Origin of the sequence: Streptomyces sp. NPDC056160, assembly GCF_042268205.1 — a bacterium.
Taxonomy (GTDB): domain Bacteria; phylum Actinomycetota; class Actinomycetes; order Streptomycetales; family Streptomycetaceae; genus Streptomyces.
Genome location: NZ_JBHJUW010000165.1, coordinates 1 through 17,081, shown reverse-complemented (window position 1 = coordinate 17,081; position 17,081 = coordinate 1). Strand labels below are relative to the sequence as shown.

Annotated in this window: 16 protein-coding genes and 3 pseudogenes; 7 read left to right on the top strand and 12 right to left on the bottom strand. The window is 68.0% G+C overall.

What is annotated here, in order from left to right; translation table 11 throughout:
• Positions 1-895: 895 nt before the first annotated feature.
• From ACFC02_RS36820 to ACFC02_RS36805, 4 genes and pseudogenes are all read right to left on the bottom strand, one after another.
• Entirely contained in the window at positions 896-1,567 is a 672-nt protein-coding gene (locus tag ACFC02_RS36820) for a hypothetical protein (protein ID WP_376366634.1), read from the bottom strand.
• Positions 1,539-2,147 (bottom strand): D-Ala-D-Ala dipeptidase VanX, encoded by a 609-nt coding sequence (vanX, locus tag ACFC02_RS36815; RefSeq protein ID WP_376366632.1) that lies wholly within the window; start codon positions 2,145-2,147, stop codon positions 1,539-1,541. The genes ACFC02_RS36820 and vanX overlap by 29 nt, the downstream gene beginning before the upstream one ends.
• A complete protein-coding gene (vanA, locus tag ACFC02_RS36810) occupies positions 2,144-3,184 on the bottom strand; it encodes a D-alanine--(R)-lactate ligase (protein WP_376366630.1) in 1,041 nt (346 codons plus the stop codon). The genes vanX and vanA overlap by 4 nt, the downstream gene beginning before the upstream one ends.
• Positions 3,185-3,314: 130 nt before the next feature.
• Positions 3,315-3,475, bottom strand: a pseudogene (locus tag ACFC02_RS36805) (D-lactate dehydrogenase VanH-Sc); the annotation flags it as partial.
• Between the two features lie 576 nt (positions 3,476-4,051).
• Here ACFC02_RS36805 and murF point away from each other — a divergent pair.
• Complete coding sequence (gene murF, locus ACFC02_RS36800; RefSeq protein WP_376366628.1) at positions 4,052-5,419, top strand: UDP-N-acetylmuramoyl-tripeptide--D-alanyl-D-alanine ligase; 1,368 nt, start codon at positions 4,052-4,054, stop codon at positions 5,417-5,419.
• A gap of 531 nt (positions 5,420-5,950) precedes the next feature.
• Here murF and ACFC02_RS36795 read toward each other — a convergent pair.
• The 7 genes from ACFC02_RS36795 to ACFC02_RS36765 all read right to left on the bottom strand — a co-directional run bounded on the left by ACFC02_RS36795 (position 5,951) and on the right by ACFC02_RS36765 (position 10,794).
• Positions 5,951-6,190, bottom strand: coding sequence for a hypothetical protein (locus tag ACFC02_RS36795; protein ID WP_376366626.1), 240 nt, complete (start codon positions 6,188-6,190; stop codon positions 5,951-5,953).
• 63 nt (positions 6,191-6,253) lie between these two features.
• Positions 6,254-7,390 carry a sensor histidine kinase gene (locus ACFC02_RS36790; protein ID WP_376366624.1) on the bottom strand — a complete coding sequence of 379 codons (1,137 nt, stop codon included), beginning with the start codon at positions 7,388-7,390 and terminating at the stop codon, positions 6,254-6,256.
• Entirely contained in the window at positions 7,368-8,060 is a 693-nt protein-coding gene (locus ACFC02_RS36785) for a response regulator transcription factor (protein ID WP_376366622.1), read from the bottom strand. The genes ACFC02_RS36790 and ACFC02_RS36785 overlap by 23 nt, the downstream gene beginning before the upstream one ends.
• A gap of 714 nt (positions 8,061-8,774) precedes the next feature.
• Positions 8,775-9,050 carry a transposase gene (locus ACFC02_RS36780; protein ID WP_376366620.1) on the bottom strand — a complete coding sequence of 92 codons (276 nt, stop codon included), beginning with the start codon at positions 9,048-9,050 and terminating at the stop codon, positions 8,775-8,777.
• A 25-nt stretch (positions 9,051-9,075) separates the two neighbouring features.
• Positions 9,076-9,708 carry a hypothetical protein gene (locus ACFC02_RS36775; protein WP_376366618.1) on the bottom strand — a complete coding sequence of 211 codons (633 nt, stop codon included), beginning with the start codon at positions 9,706-9,708 and terminating at the stop codon, positions 9,076-9,078.
• Positions 9,709-9,817: 109 nt separating this feature from the next.
• On the bottom strand, positions 9,818-10,612 hold the full coding sequence (locus ACFC02_RS36770; RefSeq protein WP_376366616.1) for an IS630 family transposase: 795 nt from the start codon (positions 10,610-10,612) through the stop codon (positions 9,818-9,820).
• Positions 10,540-10,794, bottom strand: a complete 255-nt coding sequence (locus ACFC02_RS36765) for a helix-turn-helix domain-containing protein (RefSeq protein ID WP_376366636.1) — start codon at positions 10,792-10,794, stop codon at positions 10,540-10,542. The genes ACFC02_RS36770 and ACFC02_RS36765 overlap by 73 nt, the downstream gene beginning before the upstream one ends.
• 1,075 nt (positions 10,795-11,869) lie before the next feature.
• Here ACFC02_RS36765 and ACFC02_RS36760 point away from each other — a divergent pair.
• Together ACFC02_RS36760 and ACFC02_RS36755 are read left to right on the top strand one after the other, a co-directional pair.
• A complete protein-coding gene (locus ACFC02_RS36760) occupies positions 11,870-12,925 on the top strand; it encodes an endonuclease/exonuclease/phosphatase family protein (RefSeq protein WP_376366614.1) in 1,056 nt (351 codons plus the stop codon).
• An 88-nt stretch (positions 12,926-13,013) separates the two neighbouring features.
• Positions 13,014-14,180 (top strand): lipid II:glycine glycyltransferase FemX, encoded by a 1,167-nt coding sequence (locus ACFC02_RS36755; protein ID WP_376366612.1) that lies wholly within the window; start codon positions 13,014-13,016, stop codon positions 14,178-14,180.
• Positions 14,181-14,193: 13 nt separating this feature from the next.
• Here the strand turns inward: ACFC02_RS36755 and ACFC02_RS36750 are convergent, their stop codons facing one another.
• Positions 14,194-14,367: a hypothetical protein gene (locus ACFC02_RS36750; RefSeq protein WP_376366610.1), complete on the bottom strand. Its 174-nt coding sequence runs from the start codon at positions 14,365-14,367 to the stop codon at positions 14,194-14,196.
• 571 nt (positions 14,368-14,938) lie between these two features.
• Here ACFC02_RS36750 and ACFC02_RS36745 point away from each other — a divergent pair.
• The 4 genes and pseudogenes from ACFC02_RS36745 to ACFC02_RS36730 form a co-directional block, all read left to right on the top strand.
• A complete protein-coding gene (locus ACFC02_RS36745) occupies positions 14,939-15,145 on the top strand; it encodes a hypothetical protein (RefSeq protein WP_376366608.1) in 207 nt (68 codons plus the stop codon).
• 133 nt (positions 15,146-15,278) lie between these two features.
• Positions 15,279-16,268 carry a D-isomer specific 2-hydroxyacid dehydrogenase family protein gene (locus ACFC02_RS36740; RefSeq protein WP_376366606.1) on the top strand — a complete coding sequence of 330 codons (990 nt, stop codon included), beginning with the start codon at positions 15,279-15,281 and terminating at the stop codon, positions 16,266-16,268.
• A 121-nt stretch (positions 16,269-16,389) separates the two neighbouring features.
• A pseudogene (locus ACFC02_RS36735) lies at positions 16,390-16,556 on the top strand (glycosyltransferase); the annotation flags it as partial.
• A 138-nt stretch (positions 16,557-16,694) separates the two neighbouring features.
• Positions 16,695-17,081, top strand: a pseudogene (locus ACFC02_RS36730) (winged helix-turn-helix domain-containing protein); the annotation flags it as partial.

Here is a 17,081-nt window from a genome sequence, read left to right as displayed (position 1 = left end):
CGGTGGCCGTTCTCATATCCGGGCCCTCACTCCGACGCCAGGCCAAACACCCGGATCAGGTGGGAACCCGTACACCACTTCCCAGGACGCAACCCAAACGACTGGCAAACCGCCTCAGAAGGCCCAGGCCAAAAAGGGTAGAGCCCGCACGAGCGGGAGTGACTCGTCCCGCCCGCTGTCCTCCTACCGGCCGTGCCTGTAGAGCCCGCACGAGCGGGAGTGACTCGTACGCGGGCCCCTACCGGCTGACCGTCACCCCGTAGAGCCCGCACGAGCGGGAGTGACTCGCCGGTGATCGTGCCGGAGATGATCGTCTGTGAGGAGAGCCCGCACGAGCGGGAGCGACCCGGGCACACAGGCCCTCGGCTGAACTTGATTGGTGTGGAGCCCGCACGAGCGGGAGTGACTCGTCGCCGATCGCAGGATGCAGCACACGCGAGCGCCGTCGCCGGCGTACTCCTCATCGGCCCTCGGACAGCCTGTAAATAGGACCTGCAAGCGAGCGGCACATGCGGTCGGCATGGAGCCGCGGGGGCACATCTCACTACACCTTCAGGATGAAACAGCAGGTCACAGCCGTCTTCGTATTGTGATTCTCTATGGAATGAACAGGCAATTCTCAGATGCCCGCATCCAAATTTCTCACGTCGTGTCTGAAGCGCCCCCGTGGCTCTCCTACACCCAGCGGGCCGTAGAGCCATCTCAGACGACATCGACATGAGAATCGGCCACGGCATGGAAGCGAGAGCCAGCACTCACCTCACTGCCCCAAAACCGAGAGATCGCACGTGGACGACGGCGCTCCTCCCCTGCCCGCCCGGACGGGGGCTGGTGCCGACTCGGCAAACCCTCGATCACGCGCTCTCCGTGGCGCGCGGTGCCGGTGCGCCCGGACTCACGGTGTCGCGCTGACCAGGATTCCCCGTCCTGCGTGGAAGCGCTCGAAGACGTGCACGGGCAGCGATGCGGAGTCCGCGTTGTGGGAGTAGCCCGACGGATTATGGAACCTTACCGTCCCGCCCTGGACCTCATGAATCAGCACGAGATGCCCTCCCCGTCGCGGTTCCTGGGTGCCGGGGTCGCGAATCTCTGGAGACACCGAAGCGATCAGGGCCTGCCCAGGGCGCACCGATCGGGCGGATTCCTGGATCGGCGTGTTCTCGACCAGTTGGCATCTGAAACCGAATCGCGAGCCGACCCAGGCCATGAACGGCCGGTAGATCAGTCCCTGAACCCCGCCTTGGGGTTCCATCACGTAGCAGCCCCGGTCGAGGGCCAGCGAAAGGAGTTCACGCATCGGCAGCCGGACGTCCGTCCAGCCGTGGAGCAGGGACTGCAGGCATGCCAAGCCGCAGATTTTGCGGGACCAGAAGAGGTACTCCTCGCGCGATTGGTATCCATCGGAGGCCCAGTCGTGCAGTTGCGACGGATCGGTGCGCCCCAGGAAGACGTCCAGCCTCGATGGGGCGGCACGCCGTATGACGACCTCGTCGTTCCGGTCCAGGCTTCCCCATTGTGAGACGTACGGGAGTCTTCCATCATGTGACGGGAAAGTCGAAATAGACATCTGGATAGGGCTCGCTTTTCAGCGTGTAGTGCCACCATTCGCAGGCGTAGCGGGTAAATCCGCATTTATCCATGATGGAGGAGAGGTGCTCGCGGTTCTTCACTTCGGCGGGCTTTATTCCTCCTGCTCCATGATGTGAGGCCGGGTCCATGAGGTCGTAGCCGCCGCCCATGCGGACGTTTTCACCGGTCGCGAGGCTGTAGAGCGTCAGGTCGACGGTACTGCCGCGACTGTGGCCCGACTTGGCGGCCACGTATCCCTTGTCGAAGAGCTCGACCCTATCGATATTGGGGTAGTAGCGCCGCTTTGTCCGGCCGTCCTCCGGCTGTTCCGACCAACGGCGGAAGCAGTCGACGGCGCGTTGCGGACGGTATGCGTCCCAGATGAGCAGGCCGAAGCCGAGGGACGCGGCCTCTTCCTGCGCGTGCCCCAGGGCCGTGCACAGAGCCTTTGTGCCGACTATCCGATTCGTCAGATATCCATCCACGGGCTTTCCGGTGAAGTTGTCCGAGGTGGCGTACTTGGCATCCCACCGGATTCCGGGCACCAGTTCGTCCAGGTACACGAAGTCGTCGTTCATCGCTTTTCTTGCTGCAGTGTCATTGACACGAGGCGGTCGATCACGTCGGAAAGCGGCAGACCCGCGGCGGCCATCATGCGGGGGTAGCGGCTGTAGGAGGTCATGCCGGGAAGGGTGTTGACTTCGTTGAGCACCACCTGGCCGTCGTCCTTGAGGAACATGTCCACGCGGGCGAGCCCCTGGCAGCCCAGTGCGCGGTAGACGGCCTTGGCGCTCTCCTGGACGAGCCGGCGCGACTCCTCGGAGATGTCGGCGGGCACGATGAACGTCGAGTTCTCCGAACCGGTCTCGGGCGAGTCCTCCTGGTGGATCCTGAAGAACCCGTGCGAGAGGGCCACCCGGTCCACCTCGCCCGCGAACGGGGCGGACGACTCCCCCAGGATCGCGCAGCCGATCTCGCTGGCGGACACGGCCTCTTCGATCAGGACCTTCGAGTCGTACTGTCGTGCGGCCTCCAGTGCACCCGGCAGGTCTTCCTCTCCGACGACCTTGCTGACGCCGAAGGACGAGCCCGAACGGGCTGGCTTCACGAAAACGGGATAAGGAAGCCGACCAGCGTCGACCTTCTCGTCCGTCGCGACCACCCAGAAATTCGGCGTGGCGATTCCCGCGCTCTTGGCGATGGTGTAGGTCAGGGATTTGTCCATGCACAGGGCGGAGCTCTGGATGTCGCAGCCGGCATAGGGGATGCCGGAGAGCTCCAACAGCCCCTGAATCGCACCGTCTTCGCCGAGCGTGCCGTGCAGAACGGGCAGCACGAGGTCCAGACGGACCGCTTCGAATCGTCCCTGTCCCAGGACGAGCAGTCCGTGGACGCTTCGGTCGGGCGACAGCACGACCGGACGGGTGCCGCTGTTCTCCCAGTCTGGGCCAGGAGAGTCACAGAGCTTCCAAACACCGGACTGCGTGATGCCGATCCAGTACGGCTCGTACCTGCCGGCATCGAGGTTCTTCGCGACCTCCTGGGCGGACTTAACGGAGACGGGGTGTTCCTCGGAAGAACCCCCGAAGATGATGCCGATCTTCAGCTTGTCCATGTTTTCCCGCTTTCGAAGTCGAGGCAGTTGATGAGGCCTTTTCTGATGGTGTCGCTCAGCGCGTGGTCGGTGTAACAGGCCGTGTGCGGGCTGGTGAACGGAAGTGCCTGTAGTCGCAACAGCGAACGGTTGTCAGGTCCCGCAGCTCTTTGCCACGTATCTCACTCAGCCGGTAGTCACGGGCATCGGTGCGGCGGATGGTGGCCTCGGCGTGGCGCACGGCCATCAGCATCAGCGTGTAGTCGGCGACGCTGCCGGGGAATACGCCACGTTTCCGACGGAGACACCGAACGAGGCGCCATGTCCCGGAAGAGAAGGGCCTCGTCCTGCTCGCATCCATAGACCGTGATTCCCGTGGTCGAGACGGCCCGGGAGGACGACGACAGCGCTCGGGTGCGGCGCACCACAGCTCGTGTTGGTCCACTGGAACTCATGTCTTCCAGACAAGAGAGCGTGGCGTTGCCGGAGCGTATGCGTTTTTTGATACGCCGACGATATGCCGGCCGCTGCGAGCGCGCGACGACGCTCGTTCCGGTCTGCGAGGACAGGTCCCCACCCCCGCGGGCGGCGGCCGGGTGAAGGCGCAGCACGCCGCCGTGTCGCCCCCACCGCCCAGCGCGGTCCCGAAGCAGGGCCGGGGCAGGCCAGGCAGCCACGTGCCTGCTCTCGCGGGGGCCGGCCGACAACATATCGTCCGCGTATCGAAAACCGCATACGCCCCGGCAACGTCACGCCCTCTTGGCTGGAGGGTATGAGTACCAGCGAACCAGCCCCTATCCTCCTCCACCGCGCCGACCCGTCTCCGCTCGCCGTCCCGGCCGGCGACCGGGTCCCGGTGTGCTTCGCCGATCCTTGCGCGGTCTGGACATGATCCCGCTCAGCCTCGGCGAGATCGCCACAGTGGTAGGCGGAAGGGTCCAGGGCGACGACGCCGTGACGGTGACCGCGCCGGCCGTGCTCGACGGCCGGCAGACCGAGCCGGGCGGCCTCTTCATCGCCTTGGCCGGCAAACACGCCGACGGCCACGACTACGCCGCCCAAGCGAGCCGGGCCGGCGCGGTGGCCGCGCTCGGCTCCCGGCCCACGACACTGCCGACCGTCGTCGTCGAGGACGCCGAAGCCGCGTTGCAGGCGCTCGCCGCCCACGTCGTGGCACGGCTGCGCGACGGGCTGACCGTGGTCGGGGTGACCGGCTCCCGCGGCAAGACCAGCACCAAGGACCTACTGTCGGCCGTGCTGTCGAGCACCGCGCCGACGATCGCCACGACCGGCTCGCTCAACAACGAACTCGGCGTGCCGCTCACCATGCTGCGTACCAGCGCGGACACCCGCTTCCTCGTCCTCGAGATGGGAGTGCGCCGCATCGGCGACATCGCGAAACTCACCGGGCTGGTCGCGCCCGACGTCGGTGTGGTCCTCAACGTCGGCCAGGCCCACCTCAGCCATCTCGGGTCGCGTGAGGCGATCGCCCAGGCCAAGGGTGAGCTGGTGCAGGGTCTGGCGCCCGGCGGTACCGCGGTCTTGTGCGCCGACGATCCCCGGGTGGTTGCGATGCGCTCGCTCACCGACCGTCCGGTGCTGACCTTCGGTCATGCGGACCACGCCGACGTGCGCGTACTCGACGTGGTGCTGGACCGGCTCGCCCGGCCGTCCTTCACCCTGCGGACCGCCACCGCCCGGGCTCCGGTCACCCTGCCGCTCGTGGGCACGCACCAGGCGCTCAACGCGGCAGCTGCCACGGCGGCGGGTCTGGTGGTCGGCGTCTCCCTCGAAGCAGCCGCAGCGGCACTGCCCACTGCCTCGCTGTCGAAGTGGCGCCTGGAGTTGCGTGACCTCGCCGGCGGCGCAACGCTGCTCGACGACTCCTTCAACGCCGACCCCGACTCGACCCGCGCCGCCCTGGACGCACTGGCGGCGATCGAGGGCAGGCGCCGCATCGCCGTCCTCGGCGAGATGCTCGAACTCGGCGACGGCAGCGAGGCCGCACACCGCGCCATCGGAGAGTACGCCGCCCATCGGGCAGACGTGGTGGTCGCGGTCGGCACCCGCCCGCTCGCCGACGGCGCCGGAGAGCAGGCGGTGGCGCTGGCCGACAACGCCGCGGCCGTCGAGTGGCTGCGCGGTCGGCTCACGACCGGCGACGTGGTGCTCGTCAAGGCATCCCGCGGGGCGCGCCTCGACGAGATCGCCGCCGCTCTCGTGTCCGGACCCCCCGATGTACTGGTAGACGGATGAAGGCACGACGGGTAGGAGCGGCTGCGGCTGTTCGGGTGCGGGGCATCACGGCGAACGATCACGCCGCGTCTGCTGTAACGCGGCCCAGCCAGCGGTGAGTTTCCTACGGACCCCGGCCTGGTCGTCAATGAAGAGTGAGCGGGGGCCACAGTCGCTGGACTGCTCGCGGACCTGGTGCCCTACCGTCGGCTGCCCGGTCCAAGACGTCGCTGGCGTACCCGCCCGAAGGGTCAGTGATCGGCCGGCTCGGATGATCTGGCCGGCCGGCTCGGCCCGCTGGTGGACCACCCCAAGCACTCTGGCGCCTGCGCCACACGCATGGACGAGGGTGGCGGCCTGTACCTGACAGAGCTGAGACGATCAAGGCCGAGATCGCCGCCCCGGAGACCACCGGACTCGGCGATGTGCTGCCGGACACGGTCAACGACGGCGCCGCCCGGGCACTCGTCCAGCTGCGGGATCTGGGCTGGCGTCCGCCGGAGGGAAGCCGCGCTACCTTTTCCAGGTCCCGTTGGCCGGTGAGGACGGAGATCACTTCTGAACGGGATTACCCAATTTTGGCGCCGCGCCATCAAGAAGGCCTGCAAAGCGGGCGTCGTCGTGACCCAGGGCAATGCGAAACGTGATCACTTCACCCCGCGGCCGCTCAGCTGCTTCCCGGCCGTGTTCGAGACGCAGCCGGCCAAGGACAAGGACCGGATCCGGCTCTGCCTCGCCCACCACGAACGCGGCGTCGTTGCCTCCACCATCTGATTCCGGATCGGTGAACACGCCTGGCCGGTTACGCGCCTCCGCTACGGCCAAACGGGAGGCATCCGGGTCGCCGGACGTTCGTCAGGCCTGACCGCCATCTTTTCGCGTGTGCGCCGACGCGGCGGGCAGTTCCACCGTGACGCGCAGCCCGCCGCCGAGACGGGGGGAAAGGGTGAGGGTGCCGTAGTGCGCCTGGGTGATGCTTTTGACGATTGCCAGGCCGAGGCCAAAACCTGCGTGGCCGGTGCGCAGGCGTTCAGTGCCGCGCTGGAACGGCTCGGTGAGTGCCGAGACCAGCTGCGCGGTCAGCTTCTCGCCGGTGTTCTCGACAGTGAGCACGACTGTGCGGGGGCGAACGCTGGTATCCACCCATACGATGCCATGCTCAGGCAGGTTGTGGCCGATCGCGTTGTGCAGAAGGTTCGTGGTCATCTGCAGCAGGAGCGCCTGTGAGCCGATGGTGATACTCATCTCGCCGGAGGTTTCGATGGTGATGCCATGCTTTTCCGCCAAGGGCAGGAGCGTTTCCGTGGCTTCCTCCGCCATGAGGGACAAGTCGACGTGCTCTCTGGTGAAGGAGCGCTGGTTGGCACGGCTGAGCACGAGCAGTGCCTCAGTGAGGTCGATGGCCCGGGTGTTGACCACGCGCAGGCGCTCGACAAGCTCGCACATGTCGCAGTCCGGATCGTTGCGGGCCACGTCGAGAAGCGCCTGCGTGACCGCCAGCGGAGTACGCAGTTCATGAGAAGCATTGGCCGCGAATCGCTGCTGCTCGGCGACGTGAGATTCGAGCTGCGCGAGCATCATGTCGAAGGAGTCGGCGAGTTCGCGGAACTCATCGCGACGGCCCGGCAGGCGTATCCGGTAGAAATGCGGCCCGTTGGCCACCCTGCGGGTGGCGTCGGTGATGCGAATCAGCGGGGTGAGCATCCGGCCGGCCAGAATCCACCCGCCCAAGAGACCGAACACCAGCAAGAACGCCAGCACCATGATCCCCGCCGGAACGAAGACGACCGGGCCGAAATTGCTCGGGTCGAAGACCCGCAGGAAGTCGGACCGATCGGGGACGGCAAGGCTGTTCGACCTGCCCCGCAGAAGGAACACCCACACGGCGGCAAGCAGCAAGACGCCCGCGACCACGAGGAAGCCGGCGTAGCTGAGGGTGAGCTTGAGGCGGACGCTCAGCCCCTGAGGCCTATGCACGCACTGTCCGGCCATCGGCGTCCGCTCCTGTGTCGATGCGGTAACCGACTCCGGGCACGGTGGCAATCAGCCATGGCTCTCCGAGGCGTTTTCGCAGGGCCGAGACCGTGATGCGCACGGCGTTGGTGAACGGGTCCGCGTTCTCGTCCCACGCTCGCTCCAGCAACTCCTCTGCACTGACGACACCGCCTTCGGCAGCGACGAGCACTTCCAGCACAGCGAACTGCTTCCTGGTGAGCGCGATGTAGCGGCCCTCGCGGTAGACCTCGCGGCGGAAGGGGTCCACACACAGGCCTGCGAGCTCGCGCACAGGTGGCCTGTTGTGGGCGCGCCTGCGGTCGAGTGCTCGGAGCCTGAGCACGAGTTCTCGCAGCTCGAAGGGCTTGGTGAGATAGTCGTCGGCGCCTAGCTCGAACCCGGTGGCCTTGTCGTCGAGCCGGTCCGCAGCGGTCAGCATGAGGATCGGCATGCCGCTGCCGGAGGCGACGATGTGCTTGGCGATCTCGTCACCGGTCGGTCCGGGGATGTCCCGGTCGAGGACGGCGATGGCGTAAGCGTTGGTGCTCAGCAACTCCAGAGCGGTATCACCGTCACCGGCGACGTCGGCCGCGATCGCTTCCAGGCGCAGCCCATCGCGGATGGCCTCTGCCATGTAGGGCTCGTCCTCAACAACTAACACGCGCATGACCCCATGCTACGAGCCGGTGCCATATCGCCAGCGTATCGAAAACCGGATACGGGGCGATAACACCGCACCCCCGGGACTGGAGGTATGAACGAGCTGCACGTTATCCCACCTCAGCCCCGTGACCGGCTGTTCGCCGTGCTTGGGGTGGTTCTCGCCGTGCTCCTGCTCCCCGTTGCCTTCGTCCGCCGTCCCGGCCGCGCCCGCGAACTGCCCTGCCGCTGGGTGCTGGGTATCCGATTTCCGCTTCCGGCACCGACGCGGGTGTGCCAGGAGCGCCGTTCGACGACTACGTCGGCAAGTTTGAGTTCTTCGTCTCGCTGGGTTTCACCCATGTCGAGGTCCTCGACATGGCCACCGTCGATGCCGCCCATGCCCTCGGGCTGTCCGACACAGGCACCCTCGCTCCGGCATGCGTGCCGACCTCATCGTCGTCGGTGTCAACCCGCTGGCCGAGTTGGGCAGCCTCCGCGAGGACCGACACATCTTCACGGCAGGGCGCCAGGTCACCTGAACCGCTGGTCCAAACCGTTCCGGCCGACGCCGGCACCCGTAGTGCCTCCCCCGTTGGTCGTGGATCTGGGCGAAAGCTCCCAGCCGTCGCCGCTTCGCTGTCGAAGAACACCCGAATCTGGCGTACTACAGCTCCCGTCGGCCACCACTCAGGCGGCGGCGCGCGTGAAATCGCGCGTCATCGGGACCACTGGTTATTGATCAGAAACTCATGGGGTTCTCGTCCAGGACGTAGCGGACGTGCGGCCCGCCGAAGTAGTTGCGGACGATGTGGGGCCGGCGCCGGCGCCGGCGGAAGAATCGACAGGTCTCGGCGGCGAGTTCGACCTGATCGCGGCCTCGGTGCTGCCTGGGCAGGCTGTGCTTGAGGTCCGCGTTGACCAGCTCGTCAGGGTTGAGTTCGGGCGAGTACGAAGGTAGGAAGTGCAGCTCGACAGCGCCGGGACGACCGGGTGACCGACCGGGGCGAGCGTCCACGGTTCGCCGCCCGTGCCCATGCGCGTCACCAGACGAATTCGTCCGGCTCGAAGCCCACGACGGCGGCGGCGAGCCAGAAGAACATGATGAAGACCGCGCAGATGATCTGCCAGACGAGGTCAGCGACGTCCGTGCCGGGCCTCGGGCCGAGGGCAGGGCGCACTTTGCTCTGCGGGTCGATGGTCATCAGGTACTCCTTGCCGACCTCCAACTCTCTTGCCGTGACGGACAGATCACGCTGTCGAGGGTTTCCCGGGGAGGAGACGGCGTAGGTGTACACACCGGGGCTGCCGTCGCTCGAGTTGGGCATGGTGTGGCCGGTCTCCTTCTGTATGAGGCCGTAGACCTCCCGGCCCCGGTCGTGCAGGGCGTTGGAAGCGAGGTACTCCATGTGCATCGCGCAGAAGAACATGGCCGCGATCGCGGCCAGCAGTCCCCACGAGGCCCCGATCTCGGCGCCCCTGCGCGCGAACGCGACGGCACAGCCCACGACGATGCCGGCCCCCGCGACCAGGAGGAACCCCCACGCGCCGCTCCTGGTGTAGAGGGCGCGCCCGAGGAGCATGAGCAGCCACAGCGTCAGCAGCCCCACAGCAACCCCGACCACGACGCCCGCGCACAGCCGGCCACTCGGAATCCGTATGCGACGCCTGGACATGGACGGCCTCCTCCGCTTCCCCGACAAGCCGATCCGGCCCGCGCGGATCCCATGGACTCATGGTTTCCCGCCGCGAGTCCAGGTTTTATCGATCAGAAACTCGTGGGGTTCACTCGTCGAGGATGTAGCGGACGTGCGGGGCTTTGAAGTAGCCGGTGACGGCGTGGGGCTGCCGCTGTCGACGGTGGAAGAACCGGCGGGTTTCGGCGGCGAGTTCGTTCTGGTTCCTGGCACGGTGGGTGTGGGGCAGGCTGCGCTTGAGGTCGGCGTTGACCAGCTCGTCGGGATTCAGCTCGGGTGAGTACGAGGGCAGGAAGTGCAGCTCGATCTCGTAGGCGTGGTCGGCGAGCCAGGCCCGGACGACCTTTAAACGGTGGGCCGAGTGCCGGTCGACGACCAGGTGGGCCTTGCGGTCGAAGTGCCCGACGAGCCGGTCCAGGAAGCGGCACATGACGTTCGCGTCGAAGGACTCGGTGAAGACCATGAAGTGCATCCGCCCCTTGGTGCTGATCGCGGACATCGCGTTCACGGAGAACCGGTTCCCGGTGCGGCGGACAACCGGAGTCTTCCCCTGCTCACCCCAGGTGCGGCCGGTGACCTGGTCCGAGCGGATGCCGACCTGGTCGGCGAAAAGGACTTCACCGTTGTCCGCCTTCGCCCGGGCCCGGATCGCTGGCCAGGTCTCCTCGCGCCAGAGGTGGACCACTTCCGCGTCCTGCTCGACGGCCCGCTTGTCCGGGCGCCGGAACGTCAGCCTCCACCGCTTGAGGTATTTGCCAACCCCGGGCTCGGTGAACCGGACCCGGTACAGCTTGGAGATCAGTTCGCCTATCAGTCGCCGCGTCCACAGCTGGCCGGAAAGCCCCAGGTCACAGGGCATGTGATCGAGAACGGCCTGCCGCACAGCGGCCTGCTCGGCCTCGGACAGGACCAGGTGTTCCCGACGCGGCGGCCCCGAGGACGGGACAACAGCGCGTCCCGGCCGCCGGCCTGCCACCTCGTCCACCAGTTGTCCACGGCCCTGACCGACACCTTGAACAGGGCGGCGACCTCTACCCGGTCGCGGCCCTCCGCCAACGCGGACACCGCCAGCAACCGCACAGCCTCCTGCGCGTCCGGCGACCAGGTCCGTGCGTCCCCCACCGGATCACTCACGTACGGTCAACGAGCCTGAACCCAAAGCGTTTCGGATCAATAATTCAATGAGTGTTGGGATTCACCGGCTCAGGATCACACAGGGGAGGCGTTCCGACAACCGGCGTCCAACCGTCGGGAATGCTCGCCTGGATACGGCTTCTGGCGGGATGCCGTCTCCATTTCGCATCATTTCCGTGAAGGGTGGTCCGCGACCGTCCCACGGTGGGCGCGCCGGCCTCGTCGACGTCACAGCGGCGTCCTCGCGGACGACGCCGAAGCCCGCGACGGCGCCCCGCGGCCGCGGCAGCTCCCCGGGACAGTCCGCGACGCGCACACGAACCGCGCTGCCATCCTGCCCGCGCAGTTCAGCCGCTCGCACCGATGGCGGCCACCGATGACGCGCAGCGCCGGGCGGTGCACGAGGACGGGCGGAAGCGCAAACCGGCTGTTGACAGCACGCTGATCTCCGCTTCGGCGGCCTGGCTCGGCGTCCGGGAGCACCACCCGTCCGGGAGAGGGGACCACGTCCGGCACCGAAGAGCCTGGCGACGCCGCCATCAGGCCCTCGCGGGAGACCCGAGATCTCCGTCGAACCCGAGCCGGTCCAAGGCTACGGGTCGGCACATATCGTCCGCGTATCGGAAAACGCATACGAGCTGGCAACGTCCGGTTGGTTTTCCTGGCAGCATGTCTCGGACCCATCCCTCTGCCTCAGCACGGACAAGGACGCGCCGGGTTCGATGGCCGGCTTTCCGCGGCCCGATAGGCCCTTCCGCCGTTCCCGCACTCGATCCCGGATCCGCTGAAGGCCCCGCGTCGAGCGGCGCCGGATCCGCCATCCAGTGACGCCGCTTTCCACGCCGAATGCGGCTGCCGTTCGCCGGAATACCGGAATGGCCTTCCCCTACGGTGCCGCCCACGAGCCGTGCCTGATCCACGGGAACCACGCCCATGACCCGGGAACGCGGCAACGCTCAGTGAGCCCCGGCGGACAGCGATGAGCAAGAGTGAGCGAGAACAGACGATGACTCAGGTGGACAAGGCGGAGAGCGGACCGGACAGCCTGACGGCTGACGGCGAAGGAACTCGGCCCGCGGGCCGCTCCGGGCCGGGCCCCTGGAAGCGTGGCCCGGTGCTCTCGGCGTGTGCGCTGCTGCTCGGCCTGCTTCTGCTGCTGCACAGGCAGCTCACGGACTGGGCCGGCATGGGCAGCCTGGTGGAGACCTTCCTGCCGTGGTTCGGTCTGTTCGCCGCGGTGCTGCTCGCCGGTACGCTGTGGCGCCGCTCCGCCTCCTCGGCCGTCGCGCTGCTGTTGCCGGTCACCGTGTGGCTGAACCACTTCGGCGGGCTGCTCGGCGACAAGTCCCACCAGGCCGGTGATCTCACAGTGGTCAGCCACAACGTGGCCGCGGAGAACCGCGATCCGGCCGGCACCGCCCGCGACCTGGCCGCCTCCGGCGCGGATCTGCTGGCGCTCGAAGAACTGACCGCCCAGGCCAAGGGTACGTACGAGAAGGAGCTGGCGAAGGCGTATCCGCACCACGTCGTGCAGGACACGGTCGGGTTGTGGAGCAAGCTGCCGCTGTCCGGCACCCGGCCGGTCGACCCCCCGTGGGGCACGGCCGGGTCGCCGGCCGCGAGGCCGCGGCACGATGGCATCCCGGTGGATCCGCTTCGCGCGCTGCGCACCACGGTGGCCACCGAGAAGGGGCCGCTGGTGGTGTACGTGGCGCATCTGGGTTCCGTGAGGCTGATGCCCAGGGGCGGCTTCTGGACGGACTCGCGGGACTCCGACGCGACGAAGCTCGCCAAGGCCGTCGCCGCCGATCACAGCGCACGGAGGCTGTTGCTCGGTGACTTCAACGGCACCCTGGACGACCGTGCGCTCAACGGCCTTACTTCGCAACTGCGTTCGGTCCAGGACGTGGCGGGAGACGGCTTCGGCTTCAGCTGGCCGGCGAAGTTCCCGGTGGCGCGGATCGACCACATACTGGTCCGCGGCGTGGAGCCGAAGAGTGCGTGGCTGTTGCCGGCCACGGGCAGTGACCACCGTCCGGTAGCTGCCGGGATCAACTGGTGAACGCCGTGAGCCGACGGACGGTGATGTATCGTCGGCATATTGAAAACCGCATACGCCCGGACAACACCCCACTGCCTTGAATGGCAGTATGGCCTACAAGTCCTCCAGCCAACCGACACGAACTGCGTCCGGAAATCCGGTCATCAGGCCGATCACCGCCGCTGAGCATCTGGCGTTCGTGCGGGCCCAGCGATCAGTCAGCTTTCTGCAGACCCCGTCGTGGGGCCGTGTCAAGACGGAGTGGCGCAGCGAGTCCCTCGGCTGGTTCGTCGGTCGGCGTCTGGTGGGTGCCGGGCTCGTCCTGCACCGCCCGGTACCGCGGCTCGACCGTTTCACGCTGGCATATCTGCCCGAGGGCCCGGTCATCGACTGGGCCGGCGAGATCGGTGCGTGGCTCGATCCGCTGGCGGCGTACCTCAAGGAGCACGGCGCGTTCGCGATCCGGCTCGGCCCGCCGGTGGTAACGGATACCTGGAGCGCGGACCAGGTCAAGGAGGGCATCGCCGACCCGGGGATCCGGCGGCTGACCGACCTGCCGAGACAGTGGGGCGACCCGGTGGGCGCCAGCGTGAGCAGCAGGCTCAAGGACGCGGGCTGGCTGCCGCAGAACCCCCAGGACGGGTTCGGGGTCGGGCATCCGCAGTTCAAGTACGAGGTCCCTCTGACAGGCAAGACCGAGGACGAACTGCTCAGAGGCATGAACCAGCAGTGGCGCCGCAACATCAAGAAGGCGGCCAAGGAGGGCGTCGAGGTCACGGTCAGCGACGGGGGCCCGGAGGACCTGAAGGCGTTTCACGACCTCTACGTACACACCGCGGAGCGCGACCGCTTCACACCCCGGCCGCTGGGCTATTTCGAGACCATGTTCGCGGCACTGAGCGCCGAGGACCCAGAGCGGATCAAGCTCTACCTCGCCCACCACCAAGGCGACTTGGCCGCCGCCACTGTCCTGGTGCGCGTCGGAGCCCACGCGGTGTACGCCTATGGCGCCTCCGCCACCGCTCAGCGCGAGGTGCGCGGCTCCAACGCCTGCCAGTGGGCGATGATCCGCGACGCGCTCGCGGCCGGCTGCGACGTCTACGACCTGCGCGGCATCACCCCGACCCTCGACGCCGACGACCCGCACGTCGGCCTCGTGCGGTTCAAAGTCGGCACCGGCGGCCAGGCGGTACGGTACGCCGGCGAGTGGGACCTGCCCCTGCGGCCGATGATCTACCGGGGCTTCGACCTCTATATGAAGCGGCGCGGACGCTGAGCCGCACACGCGGTCACGCGAGCGCGGCGGCGGCTTCGTCGAGGCGCGCCCCGCGAGAAGCCCTGGCCAGCACCACATCCCCGGCGGCGAGGTGGTCGCGCAACCAGTCGACGGCCGCGTCGTTGCCGACGAGGACCACCGCCCGCTCTCCCGCGCCCTCGGCGGTGGGCCGGGCGGCCTCGCCCATGCCGCCACCACGTCGGTCGCGGGCGGCGGCGTAGGCCCCGACGGCGCGGTGCCCCGCCTCGCCGCCGTCGCCGGGTTCGAGCTTTTCGCCGGGTCGAGTCGGGTTCGGCGGTGCAGGAGCCGTTGAGAAGTGTCGGCCCCGCGGGCGAGGGCGCACGGCTCCGTCCGCCACGGCGGCAGCGGGGCGGCGGCCAGCGCCGCCGGGGCCGGGTCGAAGGGAAGCCGGGCGCGAGTCCTGCCGCCGCGGCAGCCGAAGCGTTGAGCGCCGGACGGGTGCCGACGGGTAACGGCGTAACGGGAGCCGAGGCAGCAACGGTCAGGTCGGCACCTGACCGTCGGTGAGCGCCCTCGGGCGGTCGTCCTGGGACCATCGGCGTCGAGAACAGCGGTGGCGGCGGGCACAAGGCCCTGCACCAGTTCGCCCTCGGCCCCGGCGTGGGCGGCGCGCGCCTTGGACCCGCCGAGGCGGGCCGGGCCGGCCCGGAAGACGGCGGCGATGCCGGGCGCGGCCAGGCCGGCGGGCCCGTCTCCAGGACGAGGAACCGGTCGGCATCCTGGGCGTGGCATGGTGGGTGAGCGGCACACCGAGCTCGTTGCTGAGCGAGCCGGCCGTGGCGACCGTCGGTCCGGAGCCCGAGAGTGCGGCCGCCGGCACATCATCGGTGCCGTGGCCGGGCCACGGCATGAGCAGCGAGCGCCCGCAGCGCGATCCGGACGTCCTCGACGGCGGTGGGCAGGGGGCGGGCCGGGAGCCGGGCACGGCCGGCGCGGTCGCGTGAGCTGTCGCCCGCGTTCTTTCCGCCCGCGATTCCGGCGTTCTCGCCAAGGCTCTGGTCGAAGGAGTGGGGCGTTTCGTGGGTATATCGAAAACCACATACGTTCCCGCAACGGTACGTCGCCTTGACTGAAGACATGACCCACAGCGAAAAGACCCGTATCACCGTGTACGGGTGTGGTCCGGACGAAGCCGTTCTGTTCCGCGAGCTGGCGCCCGGCCTCGGTGTGCAGCCGCTCATCACCGACGCCCCGGTGTCCGCGGCCAATAGTGAACTGGCCTCCGGCAGCCGGTGCATCAGCGTCAGCCACAAGACTCCCGTCACCCATGCCACGCTGCGTGCGCTCGGCGAGGTCGGCGTGCGCTACATCTCCACGCGGAGCATCGGGTACAACCACATCGACATGGAATACGCGGACAGCATCGGCATCTTCGTCGAAAACGTCTCCTACTCACCGGACAGCGTGGCCGACTACACGCTGATGCTCATGCTGATGACGGTACGGGATGCGAAAGCCATCGTCCGGCGCACCGACATGCACGATTACCGGCTGAGTGATGTGCGCGGGAGGGAACTGCGCGATCTGACGGTCGGAGTGGTCGGGACGGGGCGTATCGGCGCGGCGGTCCTGGATCGGCTGCGGGGTTTCGGCTGCCGAATCCTGGCCCATGACGATCGTCCCGTGGACCGCCCCGGTGCCGCCGTCGAGTACGTTCCGCTCGACGACTTGCTGCGGCGGAGCGATCTGGTCACGCTGCACGCGCCGCTCACCGCGGCCACGCACCACCTGCTGGATCGGCATCGCCTGGCGCAGCTGAAGGACGGCGCGCTGATCATCAACACCGGACGTGGTGGGCTCATCGACACCGAGGCCCTGCTGCACGAATTGGAGAGCGGCAGGCTGGGTGGCGCGGCGCTGGACGTCATCGAGGGCGAGGAAGGCATCTTCTACGCCGACTGCCGGGACAGACTCATAGACAGCAAAGCGCTGTTGCGGCTGCAGGAACTGCCGAATGCGCTCATCACTCCGCACACCGCCTACTACACCGATCATGCCCTGCGCGACACCGTGGAGAACTCCCTCACCAACTGCCTGACGTTCGAGAGCGGTGATCAGCATGGCTGACGAGCTCGTGCACGGTAGGCGGTGAGGTGTCGAGTTCTCGATCGTCGATCATGGCCGTGTGGTGGGGAACGCGTCTCGTGCAAGGATCGTCAGCGATCGGAGGATCACCCGCCTGTCGGCTGCCGGGGCAGGTACCACCGCAGCCGGACTGCGGGCCGGCGTGCCCGCAGTGCCCGTTCCCGTCATGGCCGACCAGGCGTTCTGGGCGTCTCGCCTCTACGCTCTGCGAGTTGCCCACGGCCTGTGCCGTTCCAGGAGCTCACCGCCAAAGCCCTCAGCGACGCGATACTGACTTCGGCTCGTCGGGGTGCGTCTTCTCGGAGTTCCTGTTGCGCTTGGAGCGGTGTCTGTGTTCCGTGGTGTGTGAGATATGCGGATGGGGGCGGGCTGACTCCTGCGGGACGGCAGCGTCGGGAGTCGGTGCGGATGCAGGCGGCTGAGCTGTTCGGGCAGAAGATCAAGCCGCCGGAGGTGGCACGGCGTCTGAGGGTGAGTGCGAAGTCGGCTCACCCATGGCATCAGTTGTGGCGGGACGGCGGGGTGCAGGCGCTGGCCCCCGCGGCCCGAGTGGATCCCGTTGCCGTCTGTCCCCGCGCTGTCTGGGCAAGTTGGCCGCGTATCTGGAGCAGGGTTGGGCCGCGCACGGCTGGGTGGAGGACCAGGTGTGGACCGCGGCGAGGGTGGCCGCGCTGATCGGCAGGAAGTTCCACGTCTCCTACAGCGTCCCGGGTGCCACTTGGCTGATGCACCGGCTCGGCTTCAGCCCGCAGGTCCCCGCGCGGCGGGTCGCCGAGCGCGACGAGCAGGCCGTCA